Annotated in this window: 15 protein-coding genes and 1 pseudogene; 13 read left to right on the top strand and 3 right to left on the bottom strand. The window is 45.0% G+C overall.

The window, feature by feature from the left end; genetic code table 11:
- Positions 1-56: 56 nt before the first annotated feature.
- Together ACQEXS_RS08255 and ACQEXS_RS08250 are read right to left on the bottom strand one after the other, a co-directional pair.
- Positions 57-2,087 (bottom strand): DUF885 domain-containing protein, encoded by a 2,031-nt coding sequence (locus tag ACQEXS_RS08255; RefSeq protein ID WP_427013467.1) that lies wholly within the window; start codon positions 2,085-2,087, stop codon positions 57-59.
- A 378-nt stretch (positions 2,088-2,465) separates the two neighbouring features.
- Positions 2,466-3,902 (bottom strand): coniferyl aldehyde dehydrogenase, encoded by a 1,437-nt coding sequence (locus ACQEXS_RS08250; protein WP_427013466.1) that lies wholly within the window; start codon positions 3,900-3,902, stop codon positions 2,466-2,468.
- Positions 3,903-4,099: 197 nt separating this feature from the next.
- Between ACQEXS_RS08250 and ACQEXS_RS08245 the strand changes: the two genes are divergently transcribed.
- The 9 genes and pseudogenes from ACQEXS_RS08245 (at position 4,100) to ACQEXS_RS08205 (ending at position 16,415) form a co-directional block, all read left to right on the top strand.
- Complete coding sequence (locus ACQEXS_RS08245) at positions 4,100-5,830, top strand: amidohydrolase (protein ID WP_427013465.1); 1,731 nt, start codon at positions 4,100-4,102, stop codon at positions 5,828-5,830.
- 406 nt (positions 5,831-6,236) lie between these two features.
- Positions 6,237-7,991, top strand: a complete 1,755-nt coding sequence (locus ACQEXS_RS08240; RefSeq protein WP_427013464.1) for an SgrR family transcriptional regulator — start codon at positions 6,237-6,239, stop codon at positions 7,989-7,991.
- Between the two features lie 115 nt (positions 7,992-8,106).
- Positions 8,107-8,877: a transcriptional repressor AgaR gene (gene agaR, locus ACQEXS_RS08235; protein ID WP_427013463.1), complete on the top strand. Its 771-nt coding sequence runs from the start codon at positions 8,107-8,109 to the stop codon at positions 8,875-8,877.
- A 581-nt stretch (positions 8,878-9,458) separates the two neighbouring features.
- Positions 9,459-10,427, top strand: coding sequence for a C4-dicarboxylate TRAP transporter substrate-binding protein (locus ACQEXS_RS08230; RefSeq protein ID WP_427010516.1), 969 nt, complete (start codon positions 9,459-9,461; stop codon positions 10,425-10,427).
- A gap of 22 nt (positions 10,428-10,449) precedes the next feature.
- Positions 10,450-11,097, top strand: coding sequence for a TRAP transporter small permease (locus tag ACQEXS_RS08225; RefSeq protein WP_427013462.1), 648 nt, complete (start codon positions 10,450-10,452; stop codon positions 11,095-11,097).
- Positions 11,094-12,407, top strand: coding sequence for a TRAP transporter large permease (locus ACQEXS_RS08220; RefSeq protein ID WP_427013461.1), 1,314 nt, complete (start codon positions 11,094-11,096; stop codon positions 12,405-12,407). The genes ACQEXS_RS08225 and ACQEXS_RS08220 overlap by 4 nt, the downstream gene beginning before the upstream one ends.
- 66 nt (positions 12,408-12,473) lie before the next feature.
- Positions 12,474-13,884 (top strand): annotated as a pseudogene (gene uxaC, locus ACQEXS_RS08215) (glucuronate isomerase).
- 612 nt (positions 13,885-14,496) lie between these two features.
- Positions 14,497-15,012 (top strand): hypothetical protein, encoded by a 516-nt coding sequence (locus tag ACQEXS_RS08210; RefSeq protein WP_427013460.1) that lies wholly within the window; start codon positions 14,497-14,499, stop codon positions 15,010-15,012.
- A gap of 2 nt (positions 15,013-15,014) precedes the next feature.
- Positions 15,015-16,415, top strand: a complete 1,401-nt coding sequence (locus ACQEXS_RS08205; protein ID WP_427013459.1) for a leukocidin family pore-forming toxin — start codon at positions 15,015-15,017, stop codon at positions 16,413-16,415.
- Between the two features lie 97 nt (positions 16,416-16,512).
- Here ACQEXS_RS08205 and ACQEXS_RS08200 read toward each other — a convergent pair whose 3' ends face one another.
- Positions 16,513-20,331, bottom strand: a complete 3,819-nt coding sequence (locus ACQEXS_RS08200) for a discoidin domain-containing protein (RefSeq protein ID WP_427013643.1) — start codon at positions 20,329-20,331, stop codon at positions 16,513-16,515.
- 537 nt (positions 20,332-20,868) lie between these two features.
- Here ACQEXS_RS08200 and agaR (ACQEXS_RS08195) point away from each other — a divergent pair.
- From agaR (ACQEXS_RS08195) to ACQEXS_RS08180, 4 genes are all read left to right on the top strand, one after another.
- Entirely contained in the window at positions 20,869-21,639 is a 771-nt protein-coding gene (gene agaR / locus ACQEXS_RS08195) for a transcriptional repressor AgaR (RefSeq protein ID WP_367990610.1), read from the top strand.
- Positions 21,640-22,071: 432 nt separating this feature from the next.
- Positions 22,072-22,848, top strand: a complete 777-nt coding sequence (gene agaR / locus ACQEXS_RS08190) for a transcriptional repressor AgaR (protein ID WP_367990608.1) — start codon at positions 22,072-22,074, stop codon at positions 22,846-22,848.
- A gap of 9 nt (positions 22,849-22,857) precedes the next feature.
- The gene (locus ACQEXS_RS08185) at positions 22,858-24,171 is read left to right on the top strand and encodes a D-tagatose-bisphosphate aldolase, class II, non-catalytic subunit (RefSeq protein WP_427010523.1); all 1,314 of its coding nucleotides are present in this window, start codon (positions 22,858-22,860) and stop codon (positions 24,169-24,171) included.
- Positions 24,168-25,325: an SIS domain-containing protein gene (locus ACQEXS_RS08180; protein WP_427013458.1), complete on the top strand. Its 1,158-nt coding sequence runs from the start codon at positions 24,168-24,170 to the stop codon at positions 25,323-25,325. The genes ACQEXS_RS08185 and ACQEXS_RS08180 overlap by 4 nt, the downstream gene beginning before the upstream one ends.
- The last annotated feature ends 2 nt before the right edge of the window (positions 25,326-25,327 follow it).

The following is a 25,327-nucleotide window of genomic DNA, read 5'->3' as shown; positions in this document are numbered from 1 at the left end:
TGACAAAGGAGGAGCAAGCGCTCCTCCTTATCCTGAAAAAAGATGGATGGGTTAGGTTACGATTGCTTCGATGCAATCCAATTACTGACGTTTTCTCGCACTACTTCCATCGGTTGCTGGCCATATTTCAGTAGTTGATCATGAAATTCCGCATAGTCAAAGTCATCACCCAGTTCTTGTTGCGCTTTGTGCAGCATCTCTTTAATCACCAGATAGCCTGATTTATAAGACACCGCCTGCCCGACATGGGCCGCGTAACGATAGCTTTCAGACTCGATGTCTCCTTCACCTAACGCGGAGTTGGCTTTCATGTAATCACGCGCTTGCTGAATACTCCAACCTTTGGCATGAATGCCCGTATCAACCGCCAAACGCATGTTCCTTAGCTGCGCTTCATTCAGACTACCAAAGTACTGTAAGGCATTACATTCTTCTGCATCCATGTAGATCCCACCTTGAAACGTATGGTAATCATTACTTTCTAGACACATGCCCGTGCCTTGCTTAAAGGTTGGGCGACCATGAGCATCTAATTCACCATAAATCCCCATCTCATTACCAAGCCATTCTGTATACAGTGCCCAGCCTTCTCCATAAGCGGTGTACCATACATCTTCGATGTAAGCTGGCTTGTTCTCTGGTGGGTACTCTAATGCGTAGGCATTTTGGAAATGATGGCCCGGAGCCGCTTCGTGCAAGAGTAACGTGGAGACATTCCATTTCTGTAGGCTGTAATCTGGATGGGTATTGAGTGTGAAGACGTTGTCATCATAGGACGCTACCCCATCGTATTTTTCCCTCCCTGCTGGCGATGGCTCAATGCGGTAATCTGTTTTTATGGCTTTAAAGTATTGCCCAACAACCTGATTCGCATTGTCTTTAAACAAGTAGTAATCACCAAGTGCCGCCTCGCAGGCAGAAGGATTCGACGCCGCTTTGCACGTCTCTTCATATTGAGTTCCGGTTATGTTTGCCCCATCGCGGCCATAGAAGAAGGCTTCACTATTGAGGAAAGCAAAAAACTCATTGAGATTAATATTGCCATTCACATGGGTTAGTTTGAATGTGCGCGGCGCAACTTTACGTGTCACAGGATCGCGATAATCCGCAGTGACTGTAGAGCCACGCTTGCTAACCACCAGCTCTGCCACACGGATCATCTCCGCTTTCGCATCTGCCACTAATTGCTCGCCCATTGCACTGAGCTCTGCCGCAGACTTGCCTGTGGTGCTGTTTCGGTCAAGGTGCCATTGGTACCAGTTTTTGCCATTGGGTAAATCTCCCCAACCAATGTGGGTATCGGCCAATTGTCCTTTTTCACCGCTACCTCGGGCCGTTTTCATGTACGCACCTGCAACATATTCGAGCAACGATTGCGTTGCAGCTTGCGCTTGCTCTACCGCTTGTTGGTAATCGGTCACCAATTGAGCAGGAAGATCCGCGTGTGACTGAACGTCCTTCAACCCTTGTTTTAGCAGCGCATAATCATTTGCTGCAATAGTATCTCGGCTGCTATCGACAAAACGAGCAATGAGTACTTTCGGCAGCTCGATCCCCTCTTGCGCCCCTTGCATGTACTGGGTATGTAAGTTACGCGTCCAAGACGTATATTCTTGCACAATGTCCAACTGCGACTGATATAGCTCAGCAAGACTTCGTTCTTCACCTTCTTTAGGCTCAATTTTCTTCCCTGCCTCTTCTGCGTTCCATTCCAAGTAGTTATAGAAATGCGTCACCGGAACATCAAAATTGCCGAAACGTGCATTGGGGAAAGCTGCGCCCTGGATGCCTAATTTACGATCAAAGCGGAAAATATCGTAATACACTTTTTCTTCATCATTCAAAGCATTGCGATTAATCTCTTCCAATTTGCCAAGATAAACACGATCAAGCGTTTGGATCGCCAGCGCCATTTGATCATTAATCAAACCAAACTCGCTGCCATCAAGCGTACTGAGCTCTTGTTGATAAGAGTCAAACAAGCCATACAGCCGTTCATGATTGGAGTCGGAGAGTTGCAATGCACCACATCCAGAAAGACTGAGAGTGATGAGAGCTAAAGGCGTTAAGGTAAATCGTGTTTTCATAAGGCTTCCTTTCTGTCAAATTGACCATACCTAAGTAACATCAAGAGGTTAACCAAAGCGTCTATCAGCTGTTGCGCAGATGATCACATAACGTCGTCATGCATATTTAACCAATCCCTCATCATAGATTCACACCCTGAATGATTATCGACTGGCGCAATACTGCGCTTTCGCTTTGCCGTTACAACCGGTGTTCCTTGCTGCTCGCTCTCAACTTCAAGACGATCACGATTTGATTTTTATGGCGTAACCTTGCTGTAAAGATGAATAGATAACGCTAGTGCTTCATCTGACTTCAAACAACCATTTGCCAGATATTTAAACGAGCTCACAAAAAAATAGCCAGAGGAGCGACTCTCTGGCTATTTATGCAAGGCATTAACGAATAAAAAAGATATCGAGTGCCTTAACTGCCCACTCTTTAAAGCGCAGCAGCCATTTTGAACGGGGCAACCAACTTGGTGTCACCAGCACCGTCTTTGCATGAGAAAAGGTTTGGAAACCCTCAATGCCATGGTAACGACCAATACCCGATTCACCGACCCCACCAAACGGAGCGTCTTCTGCCGCCACCTGCAGCAAGGTGTCATTGATCGCCACGCCGCCACTGTGCGTTTGCTCGATGATTTGGCGCTGAGTAATTTTGTCATCACTGATCAGGTAAAGCGCCAAAGGATGCGGACGTAAATTGATGTAGTTGTACGCCTCATTTAGCTGTCGATATCCCATCACAGGCAAAATTGGGCCGAATATTTCTTCCTGCATCACTAACATGTCTTCTGTTACGCCAGTGACAAGGTGAGGCATCATTTGGCGCCCTTCAACAATCACATCATCCAAGGTATGAATACTGGCGCCTTTGCTTCTGGCATCTTGCAATAAGTTTTGCAGCCGAGCCCACTGGATATCATTGATGATATGGGTAACACCATGAGCTTTGTCGTGTTTAACAAAGTGCTCCTTATAGCGGCGCAAGTAAGAATGAATAAAAGTCAGTTCTTTACCTTGGGGCACCATCACGTAATCCGGCGCCACACAAATCTGCCCTGCATTTACCGCTTTACCGAGCATCACAGCATCCACGGCTTTATCAATTTCCGCATCATTCCCGACAATAACGGGAGATTTACCACCTAATTCTAAGGTGACTGGAGTTAGGTTATTTGCGGCGGCTTGGGCAACCAAACGCCCGACTTTGGTCGACCCTGTAAAAATAAGGTGATTGAACGGCAGTCGACTAAAATACTCCGCAATTTCAGTTTCTCCTTCAATGGTATGAACATGCTGCTCAATCACTTTAAAGATCTGACTTAATACTTGGTTTGTCCGAGGAGTGTACTCACTTAACTTCACCATGACTCGGTTACCTGCCGCAATCGCCGTCACAACCGGAGCAATACTCAGCACGATGGGAAAATTCCATGGGACAATCACCCCAACGACCCCCAGTGGCTGGAACTCTACCTTGACGCGTGATGGTGCAAGCAGTAACCCGGCATGGCGACGGTTTGGCTTCATCCACTTCCGCAAATGTTTGAGGGTGTAGTTAATGTGGCTAACGGCAGGAAGAATATCGCAAATCAGCGAGTCAAACTCACTACGGAAACCGTAATCTAACGTCAGCGCCTCCACCAGATCATCTTGATACTCCAGTAATGCCTTTTTCAATCGATTGAGACGTTTTACCCGTGAGGAATAATCTGAATATGGTTCTGAATAGTACAGTGAACGAACATCGAAAAAGACTTGTTGTAGCTCTTGCTCACTCTTTACGTGTTCCCTTTGCCAACGGTTCAAATCAATGACTCTTTCCATATCGGTTTCCGTGATAATTTTTATAATATCTAAAGCAACTTAACAGTTATTGTAGTCGCTGTCCTACAAACCGTCCGAACAACGTCAGTATTGTCAGATTTATGTCTGAGCCAGAAGGTGTCTCACTTTTGAACTAGGTGAAATTACATCCTGTTTCCTAAAGTATGCCTCCCGAAAGTAGAGAGGAGCCATACCCAATGCACAAAAAAATCATTGCATTAAGCATTGCTACCGGCTTGTTGGCTGGATGTAACGCCGAGCCACCAGTAAAACCGATAGCAGCGCCTGCACAGGTAACGGCAGCCGATACCATTTACTTCGGTGGTGATATTTTAACCATGGATGGAGAAACTCCAAACTATGTTGAAGCGGTAGCCACCTTAAATGGCAAGATCCTCTTTGCTGGTTCGAAAGATGACGTCATGCCTTATAAATTTGGCCAAACAAACCTGGTCAACTTAAAAGGTCAGACCCTGATGCCAGGGTTCATTGACGCACACGGACATATCTCGCAGTTAGCGGTGTCATTATCAAACGCTAACCTTGCTGCGCCACCTTATGGTACGTCTGACACTTTTGAAAACTTAAAACAAACACTCAAAGACTACATCAAAAACAACCACATCAAACCGGGTGAATGGGTGGTCGGCACAGGTTATGACACCTCGATTTTGCCTAACCATCCACATAAAGAATTGTTGGATGAAGTCTCGACTGAAAACCCAATTTTGATCATTCATTCTTCGGGTCATATTGGTGTCGTTAACTCGAAAGCGATGGCATTAGCTGGCATTACTAACGCCAGTAAAAATCCTAAAGGCGGCGTAATTCAACGTGGTGTTCGCGGCGAACCAAACGGCGTTTTGGAAGAGTCAGCTATGTGGCCAGTCATGCTTAAATTGCCACAACCAGACAATATGGAACGCCTGAAGCAGTTAGACGAGGCCCAGCGCTCTTACGCTAGTTTCGGAGTTACTACAACTCAGGATGGCCGTACCACGCCGATGGACTTTGAGTTACTGCACCTTGCGCAGGAAAATGAGCGTTTGTATCTCGATGTAGTCGCCTACCCTGCAATTGAAATGGTTAACCGTGAGTGGCTACCTAAATTTGAGCAATACAGTCGTTACCAGAACCACCTACGTATTGGTGGGGTAAAACTAAGCTTAGACGGTTCATTACCCGGGAAAACGGCGCACCTTTCAGAGCATTACTATGTGCCGCCTCACGGTCATGACAGCAAGTTTACTGGATACCCAGCATTTGACGATAAAACCGTCAACCACTTGGTTCAAGTGGCATGGGAGAACGACTGGCAGTTGCTTGTGCATTGTAACGGTGATGCCGCAGGCGATCAGATGTTGAATGCGATTGAGCAACTTGGCGATATCTCTTCTAAAGACTGGCGCCCAGTGATGATCCACGCGCAAACAGTTCGTGAAGATCAATTAGATGAGATGAAAAAGCTCAATGTCATTCCATCGTTTGAAATGACACACCCATACCTGTTTGGTGACTATTACATCGGCTCGGTATTGGGTAAAGCGCGAGGCGAACGCAATAACCCAGCAGGCTCAGCGGCACGTCGTCAAATGCCATTTACGTTCCATACAGATTCGCCTGTTGTTATCCCCGATATGATGATGACGGTTTGGGCTGGTGTAAACCGAGTGACTCGCAATGGCAAAACCATTGGCGAAGAACAAAAAGTTACGCCTTATCAGGCGTTACAAGCGATCACCACCAATGCGGCATACCAAAATTTTGAAGAAAACCATAAAGGCAGTATATCCACAGGAAAAGATGCTGATTTGGTCATTCTTAATAGAAATCCACTGAAAGTTGACCCGATGGAAATTAAAAATATTCAGGTCATGACAACCATTAAAGATGGCCATCCAGTGTGGCAACGAACCGAGCGTAAATAAATTAGTCCTTAACTTTGTACAATACTTGCTACATAGTTACTTTTGCCAACCTTCGGGTTGGCTTTTTTTTGTTTGAAAAGCAGCATCTAACAGGAATGTTCGCGGGGGTGTTATGGAGCATGAACCAGAAAGATGCTGCTGTCTTAGCACCATTCTTAAAACAACCACTTCAATATCAAATCAAAATGCATTTTAAGAGCTGGTAGTCATAGTATCTCGTCAAAACCGGAAGCGAAAAACAGTCAGATTTTTACAGTTCTTAACCCTATTTAAGCTGTTCTTATCCAAATAGCACCGATATATGCATAAAATCCAGTAAAACAGGAACAAAATTTATAACATTTTTCTCCGTTACGCTTCATGACTTATTATAAAATCAAAGATTGACCGTTTATGGAGCCCTGATATGTCTGATCTCAAACTGCTGCGTTACTACGCCAGACTCAGTCCATTAGGCGTAGACCAAGAGATCAAAACCGCGCTATCTGAATTAGCCGAGACATTATTTACCAGCCCACGCCACGCACGAAACCTGTTACATGAAATGCAGTACCTTAACTGGTTGAGCTGGCAACCCAAAGTAGGCCGAAATCAACGCTCCACATTGGTATTGCATGTTGAGCTGGCTCGTTTAAAAGAGCAGTTAGCTTCCGAACGAATTCGCGCGGGGCAATATGAGAAAGCACTGACTCTCCTTGATCAAGACAAACGCATTTTTGGCCGTCTGCTGCAAAGCACATCAGGTGCATCAATACGAGAAGGACAGCTGCATATACAGCTCACTTATAAACGCCCATTTGAACGTTTGGTACCGCACTTATGGCACCGCTCCAGTGAGCGTTACTTACTGCGTCAAGTCTACTGTTGCCTCATCAGCTGCAATGAACAGGGGCAATTACAACCAGAATTGGCGCACCATTGGTTTTACGATAACGAAAACTGGCAATGGAGCTTTTATCTCAGGCCGGGGCTCACCTTTCACGACGGCACTTTGATAGACGCTCAAAGCATCGTCGCACTATTTAATAAACTGAAAGATTTACCCAACTATTGTGATGAGCTGGCCCATTTAGCCACAATCAGTGCTCCTAGCCCTAATCAAGTGGTATTTCACTTATCAATGCCAGACAAAGGATTTGGCGGGCTGCTCACGAGCGTAAAATACTCCATTCAACCCAGCACCCAAGTCATTGAGCAAGACAGCGATCACAATGTTATCGGCAGCGGTGTGTTTGAAGTGATTGAGCACTCCGAAGCGCGTTTGTGTCTACAGGCTTTTGAACGATACTACGCTTGCCGCGCACTCACCGACAAAGTCACCATCTGGCACTTACAACAACCCGATTCACTGTCAAAAAAGATCGAAACTAATCATCCACATGGCCAACCCAGCAATGAGTGCAATTATTACTTGTCACAATCAGGGGGCGACAATCCCAATAGTGCCATCCAGCAATGTCGTGTTGAGGAAGGATGCCTGTTTGCGCTATTTAACCAAAGCAAAACTAACGCATTAACGGCCAGTCAGCGCCACTCGATGACTCAGCTACTGTCCCCCAGTAACGTGCGCGTGTTGCTAACAAAACAACAAAACCTGTTTAGTTGTGTCGATGCCAATAACCTACTACCTGGTTGGAGCCCCATTAGAATGCCGGATATTGAACCCGTGCCATTACCCGCTGAGCTTTCAATTGCAGTGTATGACTATTCAGCACTGGTACATTGCGCCACTGCGATTCAAGCACTTCTGCAGGGCTTAGGTGTCTCCGTTACTATCCACAATTACAGCTACCGAGAGCTCACCGAACTCGCAAGAAATGGCGAGTTGGAACAGGACTTGGTGATCACCAATATCAATCTAGACGATACTCGGCAGGCTTCTGCATTTAATAGTTTGTACAATAACCCAGTGCTCCATCATTGTATTGGCGCATCGGCACATCGATGGCTACGTAAAAGCTTAGAGCAGCTACGCAGCACGACCGAACTCGAACAGTATTTAGACACTCTAGAGCCCATCGCAACAGCCATGGTTAGCCATCATTGGTTAATTCCACTGTTTCATCACCGTCAGACCCTACGCTTTCACGATGTGCTGAAAGATGTCGCCCTCACTAACTGGGGTTGGCCCGACATCCGCAATGTTTGGTCTACCGATTAATCCTTTTGTTACCACACCATGATTTTCAACCAGAACCGCTTTTCATCTTATAAAATCAGTCTATTTTATAAGTAATTATTAGTTCAGTTATCTATCACGATTCAGAGTTGTCATCATGAACCCGACCAAACAACGCCGTGCCGCCATTCTCAAATACATCCAAACGCACGGTGTTGGCGAAGTAACAGCGTTTGCCAGAGAGTTTCAGATCTCAGCGGTGACCATTCGCAGTGATCTCAACCATCTAGAAAAGCAAGGCTGCGTCACGCGCTGCTACGGAGGGGCAAGGCTCAATCATAAATTTGCCTTTGAACAACCACTTAAAGATAAGAAACAATTAAACACAGATATTAAAGCTGCCATTGGCCGCTACGCAGCCAGCCTCATTGAAACGGGTGACGCCCTTATTCTCGATTCAGGCTCAACCACAGAACAAATTGCTTTAAATCTAAAAGGGAAAAAGAATCTGATTGTGATGACCAATGGTATCCACATTGCTTATCAACTTGCCAATCAACCAGATATACAAGTCATGGTTTCCGGCGGCACCATTCGTGAAAACTCGTACTCCTTAAATGGCCAAACAGGTGAGCACTTCCTCGGTAACTACCGCTATCAGAAACTGTTTCTTGGCGTGGATGGTTTTGACAAACTTGCAGGCATCACGACACCACATGCCAGTGAAGCCGCAATCAACCGGAAAATGGTACAAGCTGCGCAACAGGTAATTGCCGTTACCGACTCATCAAAATTCAATCGTCAAAGCTTTTGCGTCATTGCTGGCACTCAGGAAATCGACATTCTGATCACCGACAGTGGCATTCCTCAAGATTACTATCACGCGTTAACACAAGCAGGCATCGACATCCATTTAGTTGATGCTTAACCGCAAATATTGTACAGACCAATTTGATATCCAATTCATTTTGCAACTCAGCAAACATCACTACTGATAAATTAGTAGATATGTAGAGAGTGCTTCATCACAGCCAAAATTCAACACCATTCCTTTCAATAACACCGATATATCTAGTGTAAAACCTTCAAACCCTCATAACAAATCAATAGTAATAAATTGATTTTAAAGACAAAAAACATAAAACAAACGAGTATTCACCTTATTTAAGAACAGCATCTTGTTTCGATTCACACCAATTATTCTCTTTCACAAAAAATTGACCATACCAATATTATTTTTTGGTATGAGATCTCGATCTTAGAACCAAACCAACACTCTGATTAAAATATCACCAACTCATTATAAGAAGACTAAAGAGTGAATGAGTTGGTTGAAGCACCTTGGCTCTATCAAGCATCGAAAGGCTAGTCACCGCCTGCGGTGTTTTCAATCAATTCAGAACTAATGGAAACGTTCTGCATTCGGTACATCCCAGAAGTCATTTGGCTCATGGGTAGGCTCAATGAGCAGAGCTCCACAAATAAAAGTGAAACAAAGGGTATTGGACCATGAGATTAAATAAGAAACTCGGCATCTTTTTGCTTGCTGCCGCTATGCCATTCTCCACGATGGCAAAAGACTATACGTTAAAAATTTCGATGTCAGTGGGTGAAAAAGATCCCCTTTACGCTGGAAGCGTCGAACTCAAAAAAGCCGTTGAATCCAGAACCGATGGCAAGCTCAAAATTGAAATTTACCCAAGTGGTCAGCTTGGTTCGATGGAAGACGTTCAAGAACAGGCTATGTTCGGTGAAAACGTTGCGGCTATTACAGATAGCGGTCGTTTAAGTGTCTTTTCTAAGGAAATTGGCGTCATTGGTATTGCTTATGCCGCCAAAGACTATGAACAAATGAAGCGCATTGTTGAAACAGATCTCTTCAAGAGCTGGGAAAAGAAACTGGAAAAAGAAGGACTACACGTTCTTTCATTTAACTGGTTCCAAGGCAGCCGCAGCTTCTTTACTAATAAGGAAGTGAACAAACCTGAAGACCTAAATGGCCTACTCATCCGAACTCCCGGTGCAGCTGTTTGGTCAGAATCCATTCGCTCACTCGGCGCCACTCCGACGGCATTACCATGGGCAGAAACCTACCCAGCCATGCAGCAAGGTACGGTAGATGGTTTCGAAGCGCAGTTACCTGCGGTGATTTCTAGCAGCCTGCAAGAAACCATTAAGTATGTCGCTGAAACCGAACACTTTCAGTTGATGACGGCCCTTGTAGTCAGTGAAGAGTGGTACAAATCGCTGCCAAAAGACTACCAAATGATCTTAAAAGAAGAGTCTGTCAAAGCCGGCGCTTACGCTTCGAACATGGTTAATGAACAGATTGAAAACTACAAACGCACACTGCAACAAGACTACAAAGTGAAGTTCATTGCCGTGGACAAAACACCATTTATCAACAACGCAAAGTCCGTGTTTAAAAAACTAGGCTATGAAAAAGAGTATCAGCAGCTTCAAGAAGCACTGAAGTAGTACCAGTAGAAGGTTAGGAAGTATGTGGTATCTAAAAAAACTCAATCAGAAAGTACTGAGATGGGAGGGAAACATTGCTTGTCTGGCGCTGTTCTTGATTGCCTTCCTAGTCTTCTCTGCTGCGTTATTACGTGTTGTCGGGCATCCACAGGCGTGGATGTCCGATTTAAGCCAACTGCTATTTGGCTGGGTTATTTTTCTGGGTAGCGATTTAGCGCTCAGTTACAAACGTCACATTGGCGTCGAATTTTTTGAAGAGAAATTACCGGATACTTGGCGACGTGCTATCGCCGACATTTGGTCAGTGGTCATCGTCGGGTTTTTAGGCTTCATTACCTACTATGGTTGGTATTTAATGCAGCGAAGCCGAAGAGAATTTGATTCCCTCATCGTCAGCGAATTCAACCTCACTATCGGCCTAACCCTAGCGGCACTTCTATTCATCCTGTTTGATTTTCTTCGTCACGGCAAACAACATATTTGGACTTATCTGACTTTAGCACTCTTCATCATCCTCATATTTATTTTTACCTTACTTAACGTAGAGCTAAGCAGAACGTCAGAGCCGTTAAGTTATGCCTTTTTAATCGCCTCCGTTCCTGTCGGTTGCCTATTGATGATTCGAACTGAACTGACCCATATGATCGCTAAGTGGAGTAACAAACAATGATGGATTTCATCAGCTCAATCATCTCTCCTATGGGAGCCTTGATTATCAGCTTTGCGTTATTTCTGATCCTCAGAATGCCATTGGCATTTGCCATTGCGATTGCCAGCCTGCTGTTTTTCGTGATGGATGGCCGTTCATCATTGATCATCCCGGTACAAAAGATGGTACTGGCTTCGCAAAACCCTGCGTTACTCGCCGTGCCATTTTTTGTGTTAGCCGGTAACTTAATGAATGCGGCAGGCATTACCCGACGCCTTATTGCGTTTTGCTCCACACTCACCGCTCACCTTGTTGGTGGACTTGCCCATGTCACGGTATTGTTGAGTGCCATCATGGGTGGCGTGTCCGGCTCAGCCGTTGCTGACGTCGCGATGCAATCCAAAATCCTTGGCCCCGCCATGCTCAAGCGCAAATACTCAAAAGGGTTTGTTGCGGCATCCATCGGCCTAAGTGGCCTTATCACCGCAACCATTCCCCCAAGTATTGGACTCATTCTGTATGGGTTTGTCGGAGAAGTCTCCATTGGCCGTCTATTTTTAGCTGGCATTGTTCCCGGCATTCTGATGACACTCTTTCTGATGGTCACCGTGAGTATTGTGGCGAACAAACGAGGCTACGCCCGTGAGCAGGAAGAAAGAACACCACCGAAAAAAATCTTCGAAACCTTCATTCAATGCTTCTGGGCGCTGCTCTTTCCTGTCTTACTGATCATCACGATTCGTTTTGGCATTTTCACACCGTCAGAAGCTGGCTCTTTTGCTGTTTTTTACGCCTTTTTCATTGGGTTATTTGTTTACAAGGAACTGAATTACCAAAAAATCGTTGAAGTGCTGCAACAAACCGTTGTCGACAATGCCGTGATCATGTTGATCATTTCCTTTTCTGGCATTTTCGGCTACATCATCGTCAACAATCAAATACCCCAATATCTGTCGCAAGAAATCTTAAGTATCACCACACACAAGTATTTTCTCCTGATCGTGATATTAACCTTCTTAGCGATCATCGGCATGTTTATGGAAGCCACCGTCAACGTATTACTTCTAACGCCAATTTTCCTGCCAATCGTTCAGGGTGTGGGAGTCGATCCGGTGCATTTCGGCATTCTGATGATGACCATCGTCACGCTTGGTGGCATGACTCCGCCAGTCGGTGTGGCCATGTTTACCGCCTGTTCAATTTTAGATTGCCCGACAAAAAGCTATATCAAAGAGTCTGTGCCTTTCTTATTAGCCATTTTCTTACTGATTCTGGTGCTGATCCTCCTGCCAGATGTGGTGCTATTCCTCCCTAACTTGGCATATGGCTAACAATAAGCACTGAATACATCCATCAAAACGACACGCTTTGTTTGGCACAGGCATAAGGAAAATAGAATGAAACGGTTTTTATGCGAAGATTTTTTGCTTTCAACGAAAACAGCTCAACGCTTATATCATGAGCATGCCAGTCACCAACCCATTTACGACTACCATTGCCATCTAAACCCTGCTGATGTGGCGCAAAATCGCCAATTTGGCAACCTGACACAGATCTGGCTCGAAGGGGATCACTATAAATGGCGTGGTATGCGCTCTGCCGGGATTGAGGAACATTTCATAACAGGCCAAGCAAGTGATTACGACAAGTTCTGCGCGTGGGCGAAAACCGTCCCTCAGACATTAGGAAATCCGCTATACCACTGGACACACCTAGAGCTGCGCAGACCGTTTGGCATCACAAACACCTTGCTCAATCCACAAACTGCCGAGCACATTTGGCACCAGTGCAATGAACAACTCGCCACATCAGAATTTGGTGCGCGCGGCATCATGCAGCAGATGAATGTGGTGATGGCTGGTACAACCGATGATCCATTGGACTCACTCGAACATCATCGTGCCATTGCTCAAGATGACACCTTTGACATACAAGTATTGCCAAGTTGGCGGCCCGATAACGCGTTTAAAATAGAGTTAGCTGGCTTTGTCGAGTACCTACACAAGCTTGGTGAACTCGCTGATATTGAGATCCGTCAGTTTGACGATTTACGGCAGGCCTTAGACAAACGCCTCCTGCACTTCAATCTACATGGTTGCCGCTGTGCAGACCACGGTATTGAAGTCGTGCGCTACGCACCCATTCCCTCAGACGAAGATTTATGCGATTCTCTCCCGCCGTTTAAACCATCAACCGCTCACAGAATATGAACAAGCCCAGTTTTCAACGGCTGTACAAGTGTGGTTAGGTCAGCGTTATGCTCAGCTTGGATGGGTGATGCAGCTACATATTGGTGCGCTACGAGATAACAACACTCGCATGCACCAGCTCATAGGACCCAACACCGGATTTGATTCAATTGATGACCGCTCGTTTGCCTTTGAGCTTGCCCACCTGCTCGATGAAATGGATCAGTCCAACCAACTGCCTCGTACTATCCTTTACTGCCTGAATCCTAGTGATAATGAGATGATCGCGACCATGATTGGTAATTTTCAAGGTGGTGGAATCGCAGGTAAAATCCAATTCGGATCGGGTTGGTGGTTTAACGATCAGAAAGACGGCATGCAACGACAGTTACTACAGCTTTCTCAGTTAGGATTACTGAGCCAATTTATCGGCATGTTGACCGACTCTAGAAGCTTCTTGTCTTACACCCGTCATGAATATTTCCGCCGTATTCTGTGTGATATGGTCGGTCATTGGGCTGAAAATGGAGAAGTCCCCAATGATATGTCTCTTCTCGGTCCGCTGATTGAAAATATCTGTTTCAACAATGCTAAGCGTTACTTTGAACAAAGGGCTTAACCACATGACTCGTGCTGAGTGTTAGGCACTCAGCGCTTCCTCCCAATCCCACGTAATCATTCCTCGTTCACTTCCCCCAAATCAATAGCCAACCATAATCTAGAATATAATCCAGCCACTTTAAATCTAAAATAATGGCCTAGTTAATAGCAGCTAATATTAGCGTTAGCTTGTTATGAACCTTCAATTAAATACTTAATATATATAAGGATATATCTAAGACTAAAAAGTTGAACTTAGTCCAAGAAATAGAAACTATTTAATAAATTTATTTTTGTCTAAGAAAATAAAAATACAGAGATTTATCTAAGAGTAGCAATGCTTCATGAAATATTAACAAGATCTAAATTAAATTTTATTGTTTAACCAATAGCTTATGCGACATTTTTATGTGACACACATCTCAATTCATTATTATCCAATCCGATAGACTGCTTTCAAATCAACCAACTAGAAGGAATCGCAACTCAAATAGATCCTTGTTATTAAACGTCAGGCTCCCTGTATATCAAGGTGAGTTTTATATTAAAAACAATTTAACATTTATATTCTCATATTACTTATAGGGTTTATTTATTCTAAAAATAACCTATCAGTTGGGAAGGTACCCTTATGCATATTTTTAATAAAAGTCAATTTTTACATTTTCCTAAAACAATAAAAACCATCTCTATTGGACTATGTTTATTCTCTATGTCTGTTCATTCTCAAATATTAATTATGGGTGGTGAAAATACAATTTCTACTGAACTTGCCACTTATTTAAATCAGGATATTGAGGTTTACAGAGAACAATCTAATCCGGGTGATCTCATTTACGCCAATATCGGCTTAATGAATGATGACGACATCGCCACGCTTCGACAAGCACTCGTAACAAACAAACTGGCCGTACTTGATTTATCTTCAATTCCGGCAGAGGAACAACGAACTGAATTGAGCAAACAGCTTACCGGAGTGGGTATGACGTCAGAATATTTAGTTTCTGGTCAGTTAAATGGCGAATCCGTCGTGAATGTCATTTTAACCCAAGTGGAAAGCGAAAATATGGGTGAAGAACAGATCAAAGAAAGTACGCTTCGTTCGTTTATCTATGTACTCAAACGTTTTGGTTTTGGAGATAAATAATCATGAAAACAACACTACTCCCATTAGCCTTAGCTTTGATCACCTCTCAAGCTGTCGCCGAACAGTATGTTCCTATCGTCACCAAAGGCATTTATATTACCCGATCAGGTTTAACCTGTAATATCCAAAAAGCATACGAAGAAGATTCAGAAAAACTCGATTTTTGCGATGGTAAAGGTTCCGTTGATATTCGTTTTAATCTGGCTCAGATGCGTTCCGTTCCGTCCTCATCTGGCGGCAAAGTTACCGGAAACAAAAAATACGTTCACTTTACAATAGACAACGACCAGCCCGGTGCAGGTTTTCACATAAGCGATAACCTTAAACAAGGGCATTCCTGGTTCCAAAGCTGGGCAAATCGTTACGATTATTTAGGTGGTTTTGCCAGAAGCTATCAAATTAAAATCTCACCCATCGCTGGGTATAAACCTGTGATGCTACGTAACTTGCCGCACAACGAAAACCGTGAATACCAACACCGAGATACCGATGGATTTGATATTGGTGTCTCCGGCACAGCGGGTGTTGAGAGTGGAGACAAAGGGCCAAAGGGAAAAGCAGAAGTCAGTGCTTCCTATACTTATACCCGTTCTCGTACTCTGGTGTATGACACAAAAGACTACAAGATCGTGAACCGAACTTCTGGTCCAGATTTCGACGTTTCCTTTGAGTTTGATCGCAATCCTTGTAACTCGGGAACTGGTGCTTCTGGCGTCTATGGCTGTGGTTGGAACGATGCACTTTGGGGCAACAGTTTTGTGTATGACAAACAAAAGATCAACCCGATTGCCTACGCCAACTTTACACCCAATGGTGAAGCGCTGTATGAAGCACCAGTAGAGCAAACAGGAACCACTGTTTTCAAACTCGAAGCCGCGTTTGAACCACAAGTATTGTACGGAAAAGTGATCCCACCAGGTTTACTGCAAGCTGGGATGGCAAATGGCCAACGCTGGATACCCTATCGCTTTGTCGAAAATGTTGAAATCGATTGGTCGCACCCTTCTTTTGAAGCACAAGCACACGTGGTTCTTCAGTCGCTTGACGCCAACAACACCTGTGCAACAGCAAGCGGTCCTACCGTCACGGCGCAAGGATGCCTAGAACGAAACTGGTCACAGATTTGGGGGTTAGACACCGACGAGCGTTACCGTAGCCGTGTTGGTCCCAACCAGTGTATGGCAGTGCGTGACGATCTGATCGTTGCGGTCGAATCATGTAACCAGTCACTGAACCAGAAGTGGTTCTGGGAAGGTGACAAACTGGTCAGCCGCTATCAAGATGGCAGCAAAACCAAATACGTGATGAACGTGCCTGCCAACGGTGAAGTCCTGACGGTGAAAGCAGCAGGTGAAGAGAGCGATAGCAGAATCCAACCTCGCCTCACCAATATCTCACTGTAATTCCTTAATAACGAACAAGCCCACCGCTGTTTGCGGTGGGCTTAGCTCTAAGTTAAAAAGGACGCCCTTGCGGGCGCCAAGTATGAGTGAAGCATGTTTAACGACGACGACGCAACCATCCCATCACTGCCAATGCAAGAATGCCAAAGCCACCCGCACTACCGCCATCTGCTTGTGTTGTGGTACTGGTATCCCCACTGATTGGTTTCACTGGAGGTACCGGCGCGCTTGGCGCATCTGGGTTGGTTGGAGTTTCAGGGTTGGTTGGAAGATCCGGCTCAACTGATATAACACGCTCAGCAATCACTCCAAACTCAGCAGCGGAAATAAAACCACCCGTACCATTTAGTGCTTCAAATTTCAGGTAGCGTGCTTTAGTCTTTTCAAATTGAACTGCTTGTACACCATCACGTTTTTCAAACTCGCCCGAAGCGACTTCACTGAAATTATCACCGTCTTCAGAAAGCGATAAACGGTAGTCACCAATAGCACCATTACCAGCTCCAGGTCGTGCTTGATAGGTAAAACCATTCACCATGTAGTCCTGGCCAAGTTCAATGACAAAGTGTTGCGGCGCCTTTTCAGAATCATCTTTAGGCTTCCAAGGAGAGTGATACATAGTATTCACATCACCATCAAAGGCTTTTTCTATTTCCTCACTCGGCTGTGCTTTTGGTTTTTCAACAAATGTAATCAGGTAGCGATCAAAATCATTGAATGATGCAGTTTCTGGCCCAGTGAGTTTTAAGTTGGCCCAGTTGACACAATCCCCAACATCACTGTCATCGCTATTTACAACCTGTAACGACACTTTTCTGATATTAAATAGGTCAATATCTGGTTTCACCACCGCAGGGCCACTTAGTTCAAACTCCCAAATTTTTGCACCATCAGCGTAAATAAGAGCCTTGACCTTGTTGTCAGCAACCTTACAGCTATCATCAATGCCAACGTCCGCGTTTAATCGAGTCCAAGATCCATCAAGGCTAAACTCAGCCGTAGCTGGCGCTTCCATACCAATACCGGACTCGAATGTCACACCATTCATGGTCATCTCACCGCCATTGACAGCGCTCCCGACGACCACATCGCCTTGAGTATTAACTCTGTCCTCTGTCAGCACCACTTTTTTGGTTGGTGTTCTTTTCTTAGTCGCAATGAGGTCAAATTCTCTGGCAGACACAAAATCGCCAACCGCTTTGACCACCTCAAATTTGACGAAGCTCGCTTCCTGCTCAGCAAACTGGGCAATTTTGAGCTCTTTATTCTTCTGCCACTCACCTTCAGCAACTGGCTCTCCCCAATCACCATTGGTAGAAGAGAGGTAAACACGATATTCGGTGATGGTGCCATTACCTGCATTTTCACGTGGTAAGTAAGTCAGCCCACTAACATTAAATGACCCGCCTAATTGAAGAACAAAATCCATTGGAACTTTATCTTCATCACCTTCTTGCTCCCAAGGTGAGTGGTATAAGCTCTCAACATCGCCATCCAATGCATGAGTAAACTCATGATTTTCCTGCTCAGGTAACGGCTTCACTACCGTCACTTGGCTCTTATCAAACTCCGTCACATAGCTTGGTTCTGGGTACCCAGCAGTCTGTGGAACATCAGCGCCTTCATCAATATCAAGCGTGACTGAATAGGTTTGATAAACCGATTGCTTACCCACTTTAACGTGCACTAGACCATGACGGTCGGTGGCATCGAAATACCAGCCTTCTTGCGCTGATTCTAATGCTTCCAATGAGTCAAGCTCTGTTAACGTCGCACCTCCCGCATCAACGCCCAACGGTTTTACTAAAGAGAACACTTGGAAGTGATAGCTGCGCTCTGTCACTAACCCATCATAATCTTTGTGAACTGTGGCTGGGTTTATGGTGATAGAAATGTCACCATTTTCACCAGTCACTGGAGCAGTTGCAGTAATTTGTGTTTCAGCGTAGGCATTATTCTCTTTGTAGGCACGGGTTTCACCATCATCTTCAAATAGGGTAAATGAAGATTCGCCGTGAGGATAAAGCTGAACAATCAGATGATCTTTCGCTTGCAGCGCATCAGAGCGAGCCCCTTGGTACATTGGGATAATCGCTCCCGCTCTGACCAATACTGGAATTTTATCAATGGTAATTGGGTAATGCGCTAACTCCATACCGCCTTCAGGTGAAGTTGTACGAGTACCATCCCAGAAATCGACCCATTCACCTTCTGGTAAATAAAGTCCTTTATACCAGCCATTATTTTGAGCCATCGGTTGATACACAGGTGCCACCAACAGCGACTCACCATACATATACTGATACTTGAACTCTTCGCTCTTTAGGCGTGGGTCATCAGGGAACTCCCAAATCATCGCGCGCATCAATGGTGCACCTGTCTGGTCTGCTTCATAAGCGTAGGTGTACATATAAGGCATCAACTGTGATTTCAGCATAAGAAACTTACGGTTGATATCACGATACTTTTTACCGTTATATTCCCCATCGTGCCACCAGGCATGCTTACGCTCTTCTTTCGCCCAACCCGACATCGAGATCAGCACCGGGGTAAAGGCTTTGAACTGAACATCACGAGTGAAAGTTTCTACCCCATGGCCAAAGATACCGTTCACATCGGAAGACGCATAGGCTTGCCCAGATAAGCCCGAGCCAATAAAGGTTGGAATATGCCAACGAATGTAATCCCAACTCGCGGCCTGGTCACCAGTCCAAGTCACGGCATAGCGTTGAATCCCAGCCCAGCCCCTTACGGTCCAAATCATACCGCGAGTCTCGGAGTTCCTCATTAAACCGTCATGAGCACTATCATTGGCGGCTAGGGCATATAATTTTCCAGAGCCAGTCCATGCCACGTCCAACTTATAAACACCGATACCATCAGTGACTTCTTGATCTATTTTATTTAGTGACTTTTCAGTCCATAAGCCCGTTTTAATTCCAAGCTCGTCTAGCTCGTCAATTGTGCCTTTTAAGTCGGAGTAACCACAGCCGTAGCCATCATTTGGCAAAATCCAACCTACCGGCATATCGTGAGTTTTATATGGAACCCCCACTTGCTTCACTACATCAATGGTGCTGCCCGGGTCGGCAGGCCACCCTTCAGGGTATGAACCCACTTTATTTTCGTAACAGTCGGCATCACCAAGGTAGTAAGCCCAACGAGAGAGCAAGTGTGGTCGTCCAGTAAGTTTAGTGTATTCGTTGACGATGTCACCCAAGGAATCACCGACGAAGTAATAGGCATCGAAACGGTCTTCATTGTAACTGGAAACCAGTTGATCAAGGGCTCGAAAGTCATGAGCACCATTACGCCAAGTATGGTGCATAACACCATAACCTTTATCTGACATATAAAACGGTGCTGGGCTTGGTCGATCAAATTCTTCCCAACCGCCCGAGTAAGAAGCTTTGAGTATTTTTCCGTTAAACTCAAACTCACCATTTTGCTGGCCACCACCATAGAAATGTTCTTTAGGATCACTGGTTAGTGTCTGAACTGTTTTTTTATCGTCTTCAGTAAGTTTTAGCTCTCCACGTTCAAATCCATCGACAGCAGCACCAATCTCAATCGGTTTCACCTCCTGCCATAGTTGGGTCTGATTGTCAGCCTTGTAGAGTGCAAAAGTCAGCGGAGAATGATAAATACGCAGCGCTAACTTACTGGTTTGTATTAAGTGGTAATCACCCTGGTTGCTTACGGTATAGTCAATATCCCCTTGTTCATCCCCAATAACAATATCGGGTAAGTTTTGTGGCTCACCTTTCGCATCACAGTGGAAGGCATGTTTGTGGCACTGATCTCTCAGGGCATCAACTTTGATACTTTGGAACTGATCATTATTACTGGCCTGAATACGAAATACTGCCGAACTAACCATATCAATTCGGACATGCTGACCACTCTCAGTCACCATTCGTAACTGCTTTCCCTCATGCTCTAAGGAAGCAACATCCAAAGCCGCCAACGGTGCTGCGGATATCGAGCCACTGAATAAAGCCGCTGAGATCAAAGAAGCTAGTAGTAAGGGTTTATGTATTTTTTGTTTCACGGTTTCACTCCGTTGTATTTTGTGAGTACAAAAACACAAATAAAACGAAACGAAAGAACAAGGAAGCACAAAGATCACACAACAAAACCAAACTGATTAAAAATAAAGCAAAAGAAAACTAAAAAAAACCAACAATGATACTTAATTATGATTCAAGTAGTGGTAATAATAGATTCTGAACATACATTTATTCGAATGAAAAGTACCAATAATAACGAAATGTAAGTACCAAATGCTTCATAAACGACCAGACGCAGAACAAAACAGAAAGCAATCGTAAATAAAGAATAGCTAAAATATAAAAAGAAACAGCATTTCAAAACGTAACGAAAGAAATTAACTTTCATTTATTATTTATAACGATATAATTCAACAAGATAAAAGAACGAGAGACTGTAATGCGTGAAAAACACTAGTGAAAGACGTGAGCAAACTATCGCTTTGCTAAAAAGCCATGGTAGTGTCCAAGTCAGCGATTTGTCACAGCGCTTTTCTGTATCTGCCGTGACGATTCGAAACGACTTAGCTGCCCTTGAAAAGCAGGGTATTGTCACCCGTGCATACGGGGGGGCTTATTTACAAGACAACGTTGTCCGACCTACCGAACATTCTGTTACTGACAAAAATCTGCACCACCAAAACATCAAGCAAAAAATTGCTCAGGCAGCGATCGAGTTTATCGACAGTGGTGATACGGTGATCCTCGATTCTGGCACCACAACCTGCCAGATAGCCGAGGCGATGCAAGACTTTACCGATCTGGTGGTTATGACCAATGGCTTAAATATTGCCAATACACTGTTCCCAGCAGAAGGGGTCGAAGTCATGTTAGTCGGTGGTGAGTTAAGGCGTAAATCGATGTCTTTCTTTGGTGCTCAAGCTGAAACCTTATTAGACAACTACCACTTTAATAAGCTATTCCTCGGTGTCGACGGCTTTAACCTAGAGCGAGGCATTACCACACACAATGAGAAAGAAGCTCGGTTAAACCGTAAAATGTGTGAAATAGCCGATGAAATCATCGTGGTGACTGACTCATCCAAGTTCGGCAAAGTCAGCTTGCACAAAATCATCGAGTCCTCTCGTATCGACAAACTCATTACAGACAGTGGCATTCCCGATAACTATTTACAGGGCTTAAAGAAGCTTGGAATTCCTGTCATCTTAGTGTGAACACCTAACCCCCTTCAAACTCCCGTTTATTTGCGATTCATCCAGATGGATGGATCGCTAATTGTTATTTCCCTCTCTTAATCTGCTTCTCCTTGTCTTTCGCTTTATATCGCTTTGTGCAGGCAACTTTTATTTTTGTGATCTTTATCAACATCAAAAGCAAAAGCTACCTTTCACAGCGTTTTTATTCAATCTTTCACTTTCAAAGATGAAATTACTTTTGCTACGGGACATTATTGTCATTTCTCTTGATAAAACTCGCTGTAAAACCTTTCACTTTTCTCAAAGTGAAAGGTTTTTGGCCTTAAAAGCGAAAGTCGACCTTCCGTGATCTGCCTTTCATTTTTATTTTTCTCCGCCTGATTAAATACCTCCAACCAACAAAAGAAAGAAAACGAAAGAAAACTTTCTTGTAGTTAAAGCGAGGGTTTTATGACCAGTTCAGAGCGTAGACAAATGATCATGACTCACATACGCCAAAAACAGATGGGTAAGGTTGATGAGTTTGCCAAGTGGTTTAACGTATCGGCCGTCACCATTCGTCACGACCTCAATATACTGGAGAAACAAGGGTGTGTTTTTCGCTGTTACGGCGGCGCAACCCTGAACCCAAACTTCGCTTTCGATCAGCCTTTACACTGTAAAGGCCAGCTCAATCGAGATATCAAGCAAAGTATTGCTCAAGTTGCCGCCAGCATGATTAACGATGGCGAAGCCATTTTGCTGGACTCCGGTTCCACCATTACCGCAATGCCTGAATACCTTGCAGACAAACGCAATTTGGTGGTGATGACCAATGCACTCAACACCGCCTATCAATTGAGCCTACTGGATAACATTGACCTGCATGTACTCGGAGGGCGTTTACGCGCCGCTTCCTGTTCACTTACCGGCTCACATGGCGAGGGCCAACTACGCGCTTACCTATTCGACAAAGTGTTCCTTGGTGTTGATGGTTTCGATCTAGAAGCGGGGATCACGACACCCGATCCAAATGAAGCGCAGATTAACCGAGTTATGTGCGACGTTTCTCGTCAGATCATTGCGGTAACCGACTCAAGTAAGTTTGGCCGTAAAAGTTTTTGCATGATCCGTGCTGCCAGCCAGATCAACACCCTAATTACCGACAGCCACATTCCCCATCATATCCATCAAGCACTTCTATCGCTTGGTGTTGACGTGGTGCTGGCTGATCAGATCATTAACTAGGACAACAAAATGAATTTGTTACTTTCTCTTATTCAAGCCCATAAACAAGGACAGAACGTCGGGATTTACTCCGTTTGTTCTGCACACCCAATCGTACTGGAAGCAGCGATTCTTCAAGCAAAAAAAGACCAGCAACTCGTGCTGATTGAAGCCACATCCAATCAGGTCAATCAGTTTGGTGGCTATACCGGAATGACGCCAGAGCGCTTTGCAGAACAAGTTTTTAAACTGGCAGACAAGCATGACTTTCCACAACAAAACGTGGTGCTTGGTGGTGATCATTTAGGTCCAAACTGCTGGCAACAGTTCTCAGCAGAAGAAGCGATGCAACTGTCTGAACGTCTCATCATGGATTATGTCGCTGCTGGATTTAAGAAAATTCACCTCGATTGCTCCATGCCATGTGCCGATGATGAGCTACCTTTGAGTGAAACTCTGATGGCTGAACGTGCTGCACGCCTATGCGCCATTGCAGAAACGACATGGAAAGACATCGGTGGTGAAGCGCCAGTATACGTAATAGGCACAGAAGTACCGACTCCGGGCGGCGCACTGGAATCCTTGGAAGAAGAAGGCGTTGAGGTCACAACCCCAAGCCAAGCACAGGAAACATTGAACGCCCATCATTTAGCCTTTAGTGACATGGGACTCGGGTACGTTTGGGAGCGTGTCATCGGTCTGGTTGTTCAACCCGGTGTCGAGTTTGATCACCACACAATTCATCATTATCAGAGTGAGTTGGCTCAACCCCTTGCCAAAATGGTCGAGATGCAACCTTATTTGGTATTTGAAGCCCACTCAACCGATTACCAAAAAAACAACGCATATCATGAGCTAGTACGCGATCATTTCGCCATCTTAAAGGTTGGCCCAGCCTTAACCTTTGCCCTGCGTGAAGCATTATTTGGACTTGACCGTGCAGAACTTGAATGGCTTGGCTCACACCATTCTTCCCACCTTCGCGGCACGATTGAGCAAATCATGCACGAAGAACCAGAGCATTGGCAAAAACATTATCTAAGTCGTGGCCACCAGCACTATCTTGATTGCGCATACAGCTTAAGCGATCGCATCCGCTACTACTGGACTCACCCTGAAGTACAACGAGCCCAACAGACACTCTTTGATAATTTACGAGACCAACCCGTCCCTGTGACCATCCTCAGTCAGTTTTTGCCCAACCAAGCAAAAGCAATCACACAACAAGAGATTCGTAATACTCCAACTGACATTGTGATCCACAAAGTGATGGAAGTGACGGACGTCTATGCCCATGCCTGTTATTCCAATAATACCGTTGCCTCTAAGGAGCCCACCAAATGAGCACATTTCTTGGCTATACCCTCTCTTGGCTTGAAGAGCACAATGCAATTCATACCGCGCAAGAAATTTCACGTCAGCCGAAGCTTTGGCGCGAACTGGCGAATATTCTGGCCTCAGCAGAATCTGATTTGAATGCCTTTTTAGCACCATTACTGAATAAACGTAATCTTCGCATTATTCTCACTGGCGCAGGCACATCTGCATTTGTCGGTGATGCTGCCAAACCCTTTATCCAAATTGACAGCGGCTTTCGCGTCGAGTCAATTCCAACAACGGATTTGGTCTCTAATCCATCGCAATTCCTTTATCCGGGACAACCAACCTTACTCGTCTCTTTTGCACGTTCAGGAAATAGCCCAGAAAGTGTGGCTGCCGTGGAGCTGGTCGATCAATTGGTTGATGAGAACTACCACCTATTTTTAACCTGCAATGGTGAAGGCGCATTATCTCAACATGCCAACGTGGCAGAAAACGCGTTTTGCCAATTGATGCCAACCGAGTCTAATGACAAGAGCTTTGCAATGACATCCAGCTTTACCTGCATGCTGATGTCTACCTTGGTGTTGTTTAGCAAGACATCCATCCGAGAAGCAACACACAGCATTGAAACCATTGCTGCGCTTTGTGAAGAGAAGTTACTGCCATGGAATGAAGCCACCAAGCAACTGGCTCAAATGCCCTATTCACGCTTAATCACACTAGGAAGTGGTGGGTTTGCGGGGCTGGCTCGCGAGGCTTCCTTGAAATCTCTGGAACTCAGCGCTGGACAAGTCATGACCAGTTTTGATTCCTCATTAGGGTTTCGTCATGGACCAAAATTCGCCATCAACAACCGAGCTTTGGTTGTCCAGTATCTGTCGAGTGAAGCCTATACCCGTCAATATGATCTCGATTTATACCACGAAATTCGCCGCGACAACCAAGCCCTTCAGCACGTCGCTTTAAGCGAAGGGGCGATGGAAGGCGAATTGGTCTTTGAACTCAGCCAACTGAATTTAGGCGATTCTTGGTTGTGCTTCCCATACATCTTATTTAGCCAAATGCTGGCCTTTGAAAAATCGCTAGTACTTGGACTCGGGCCAGATAACCCCTGCCCTACGGGCGAAGTTAACCGCGTGGTGCAAGGCGTCACCATTCACCCTTATCAACCATAACC

The sequence above is a fragment of the Vibrio sp. TRT 17S01 genome (genome assembly GCF_050113695.1).
GTDB lineage: Bacteria > Pseudomonadota > Gammaproteobacteria > Enterobacterales > Vibrionaceae > Vibrio.
Note: the sequence above shows the minus strand (reverse complement) of the source record. Positions and strands in the feature narration are given on the sequence as shown.

Coding starts and splice junctions, on each gene's coding strand:
- ACQEXS_RS08255 (WP_427013467.1), bottom strand. CDS start 2,087: ATGAAAACACGATTTACCTTAACGCCTTTAGCTCTCATCACTCTCAGT.
- ACQEXS_RS08250 (WP_427013466.1), bottom strand. CDS start 3,902: ATGGAAAGAGTCATTGATTTGAACCGTTGGCAAAGGGAACACGTAAAG.
- ACQEXS_RS08245 (WP_427013465.1), top strand. CDS start 4,100: ATGCACAAAAAAATCATTGCATTAAGCATTGCTACCGGCTTGTTGGCT.
- ACQEXS_RS08240 (WP_427013464.1), top strand. CDS start 6,237: ATGTCTGATCTCAAACTGCTGCGTTACTACGCCAGACTCAGTCCATTA.
- agaR (WP_427013463.1), top strand. CDS start 8,107: ATGAACCCGACCAAACAACGCCGTGCCGCCATTCTCAAATACATCCAA.
- ACQEXS_RS08230 (WP_427010516.1), top strand. CDS start 9,459: ATGAGATTAAATAAGAAACTCGGCATCTTTTTGCTTGCTGCCGCTATG.
- ACQEXS_RS08225 (WP_427013462.1), top strand. CDS start 10,450: ATGTGGTATCTAAAAAAACTCAATCAGAAAGTACTGAGATGGGAGGGA.
- ACQEXS_RS08220 (WP_427013461.1), top strand. CDS start 11,094: ATGATGGATTTCATCAGCTCAATCATCTCTCCTATGGGAGCCTTGATT.
- ACQEXS_RS08210 (WP_427013460.1), top strand. CDS start 14,497: ATGCATATTTTTAATAAAAGTCAATTTTTACATTTTCCTAAAACAATA.
- ACQEXS_RS08205 (WP_427013459.1), top strand. CDS start 15,015: ATGAAAACAACACTACTCCCATTAGCCTTAGCTTTGATCACCTCTCAA.
- ACQEXS_RS08200 (WP_427013643.1), bottom strand. CDS start 20,331: ATGGTGACTGAGAGTGGTCAGCATGTCCGAATTGATATGGTTAGTTCG.
- agaR (WP_367990608.1), top strand. CDS start 22,072: ATGACCAGTTCAGAGCGTAGACAAATGATCATGACTCACATACGCCAA.
- ACQEXS_RS08185 (WP_427010523.1), top strand. CDS start 22,858: ATGAATTTGTTACTTTCTCTTATTCAAGCCCATAAACAAGGACAGAAC.
- ACQEXS_RS08180 (WP_427013458.1), top strand. CDS start 24,168: ATGAGCACATTTCTTGGCTATACCCTCTCTTGGCTTGAAGAGCACAAT.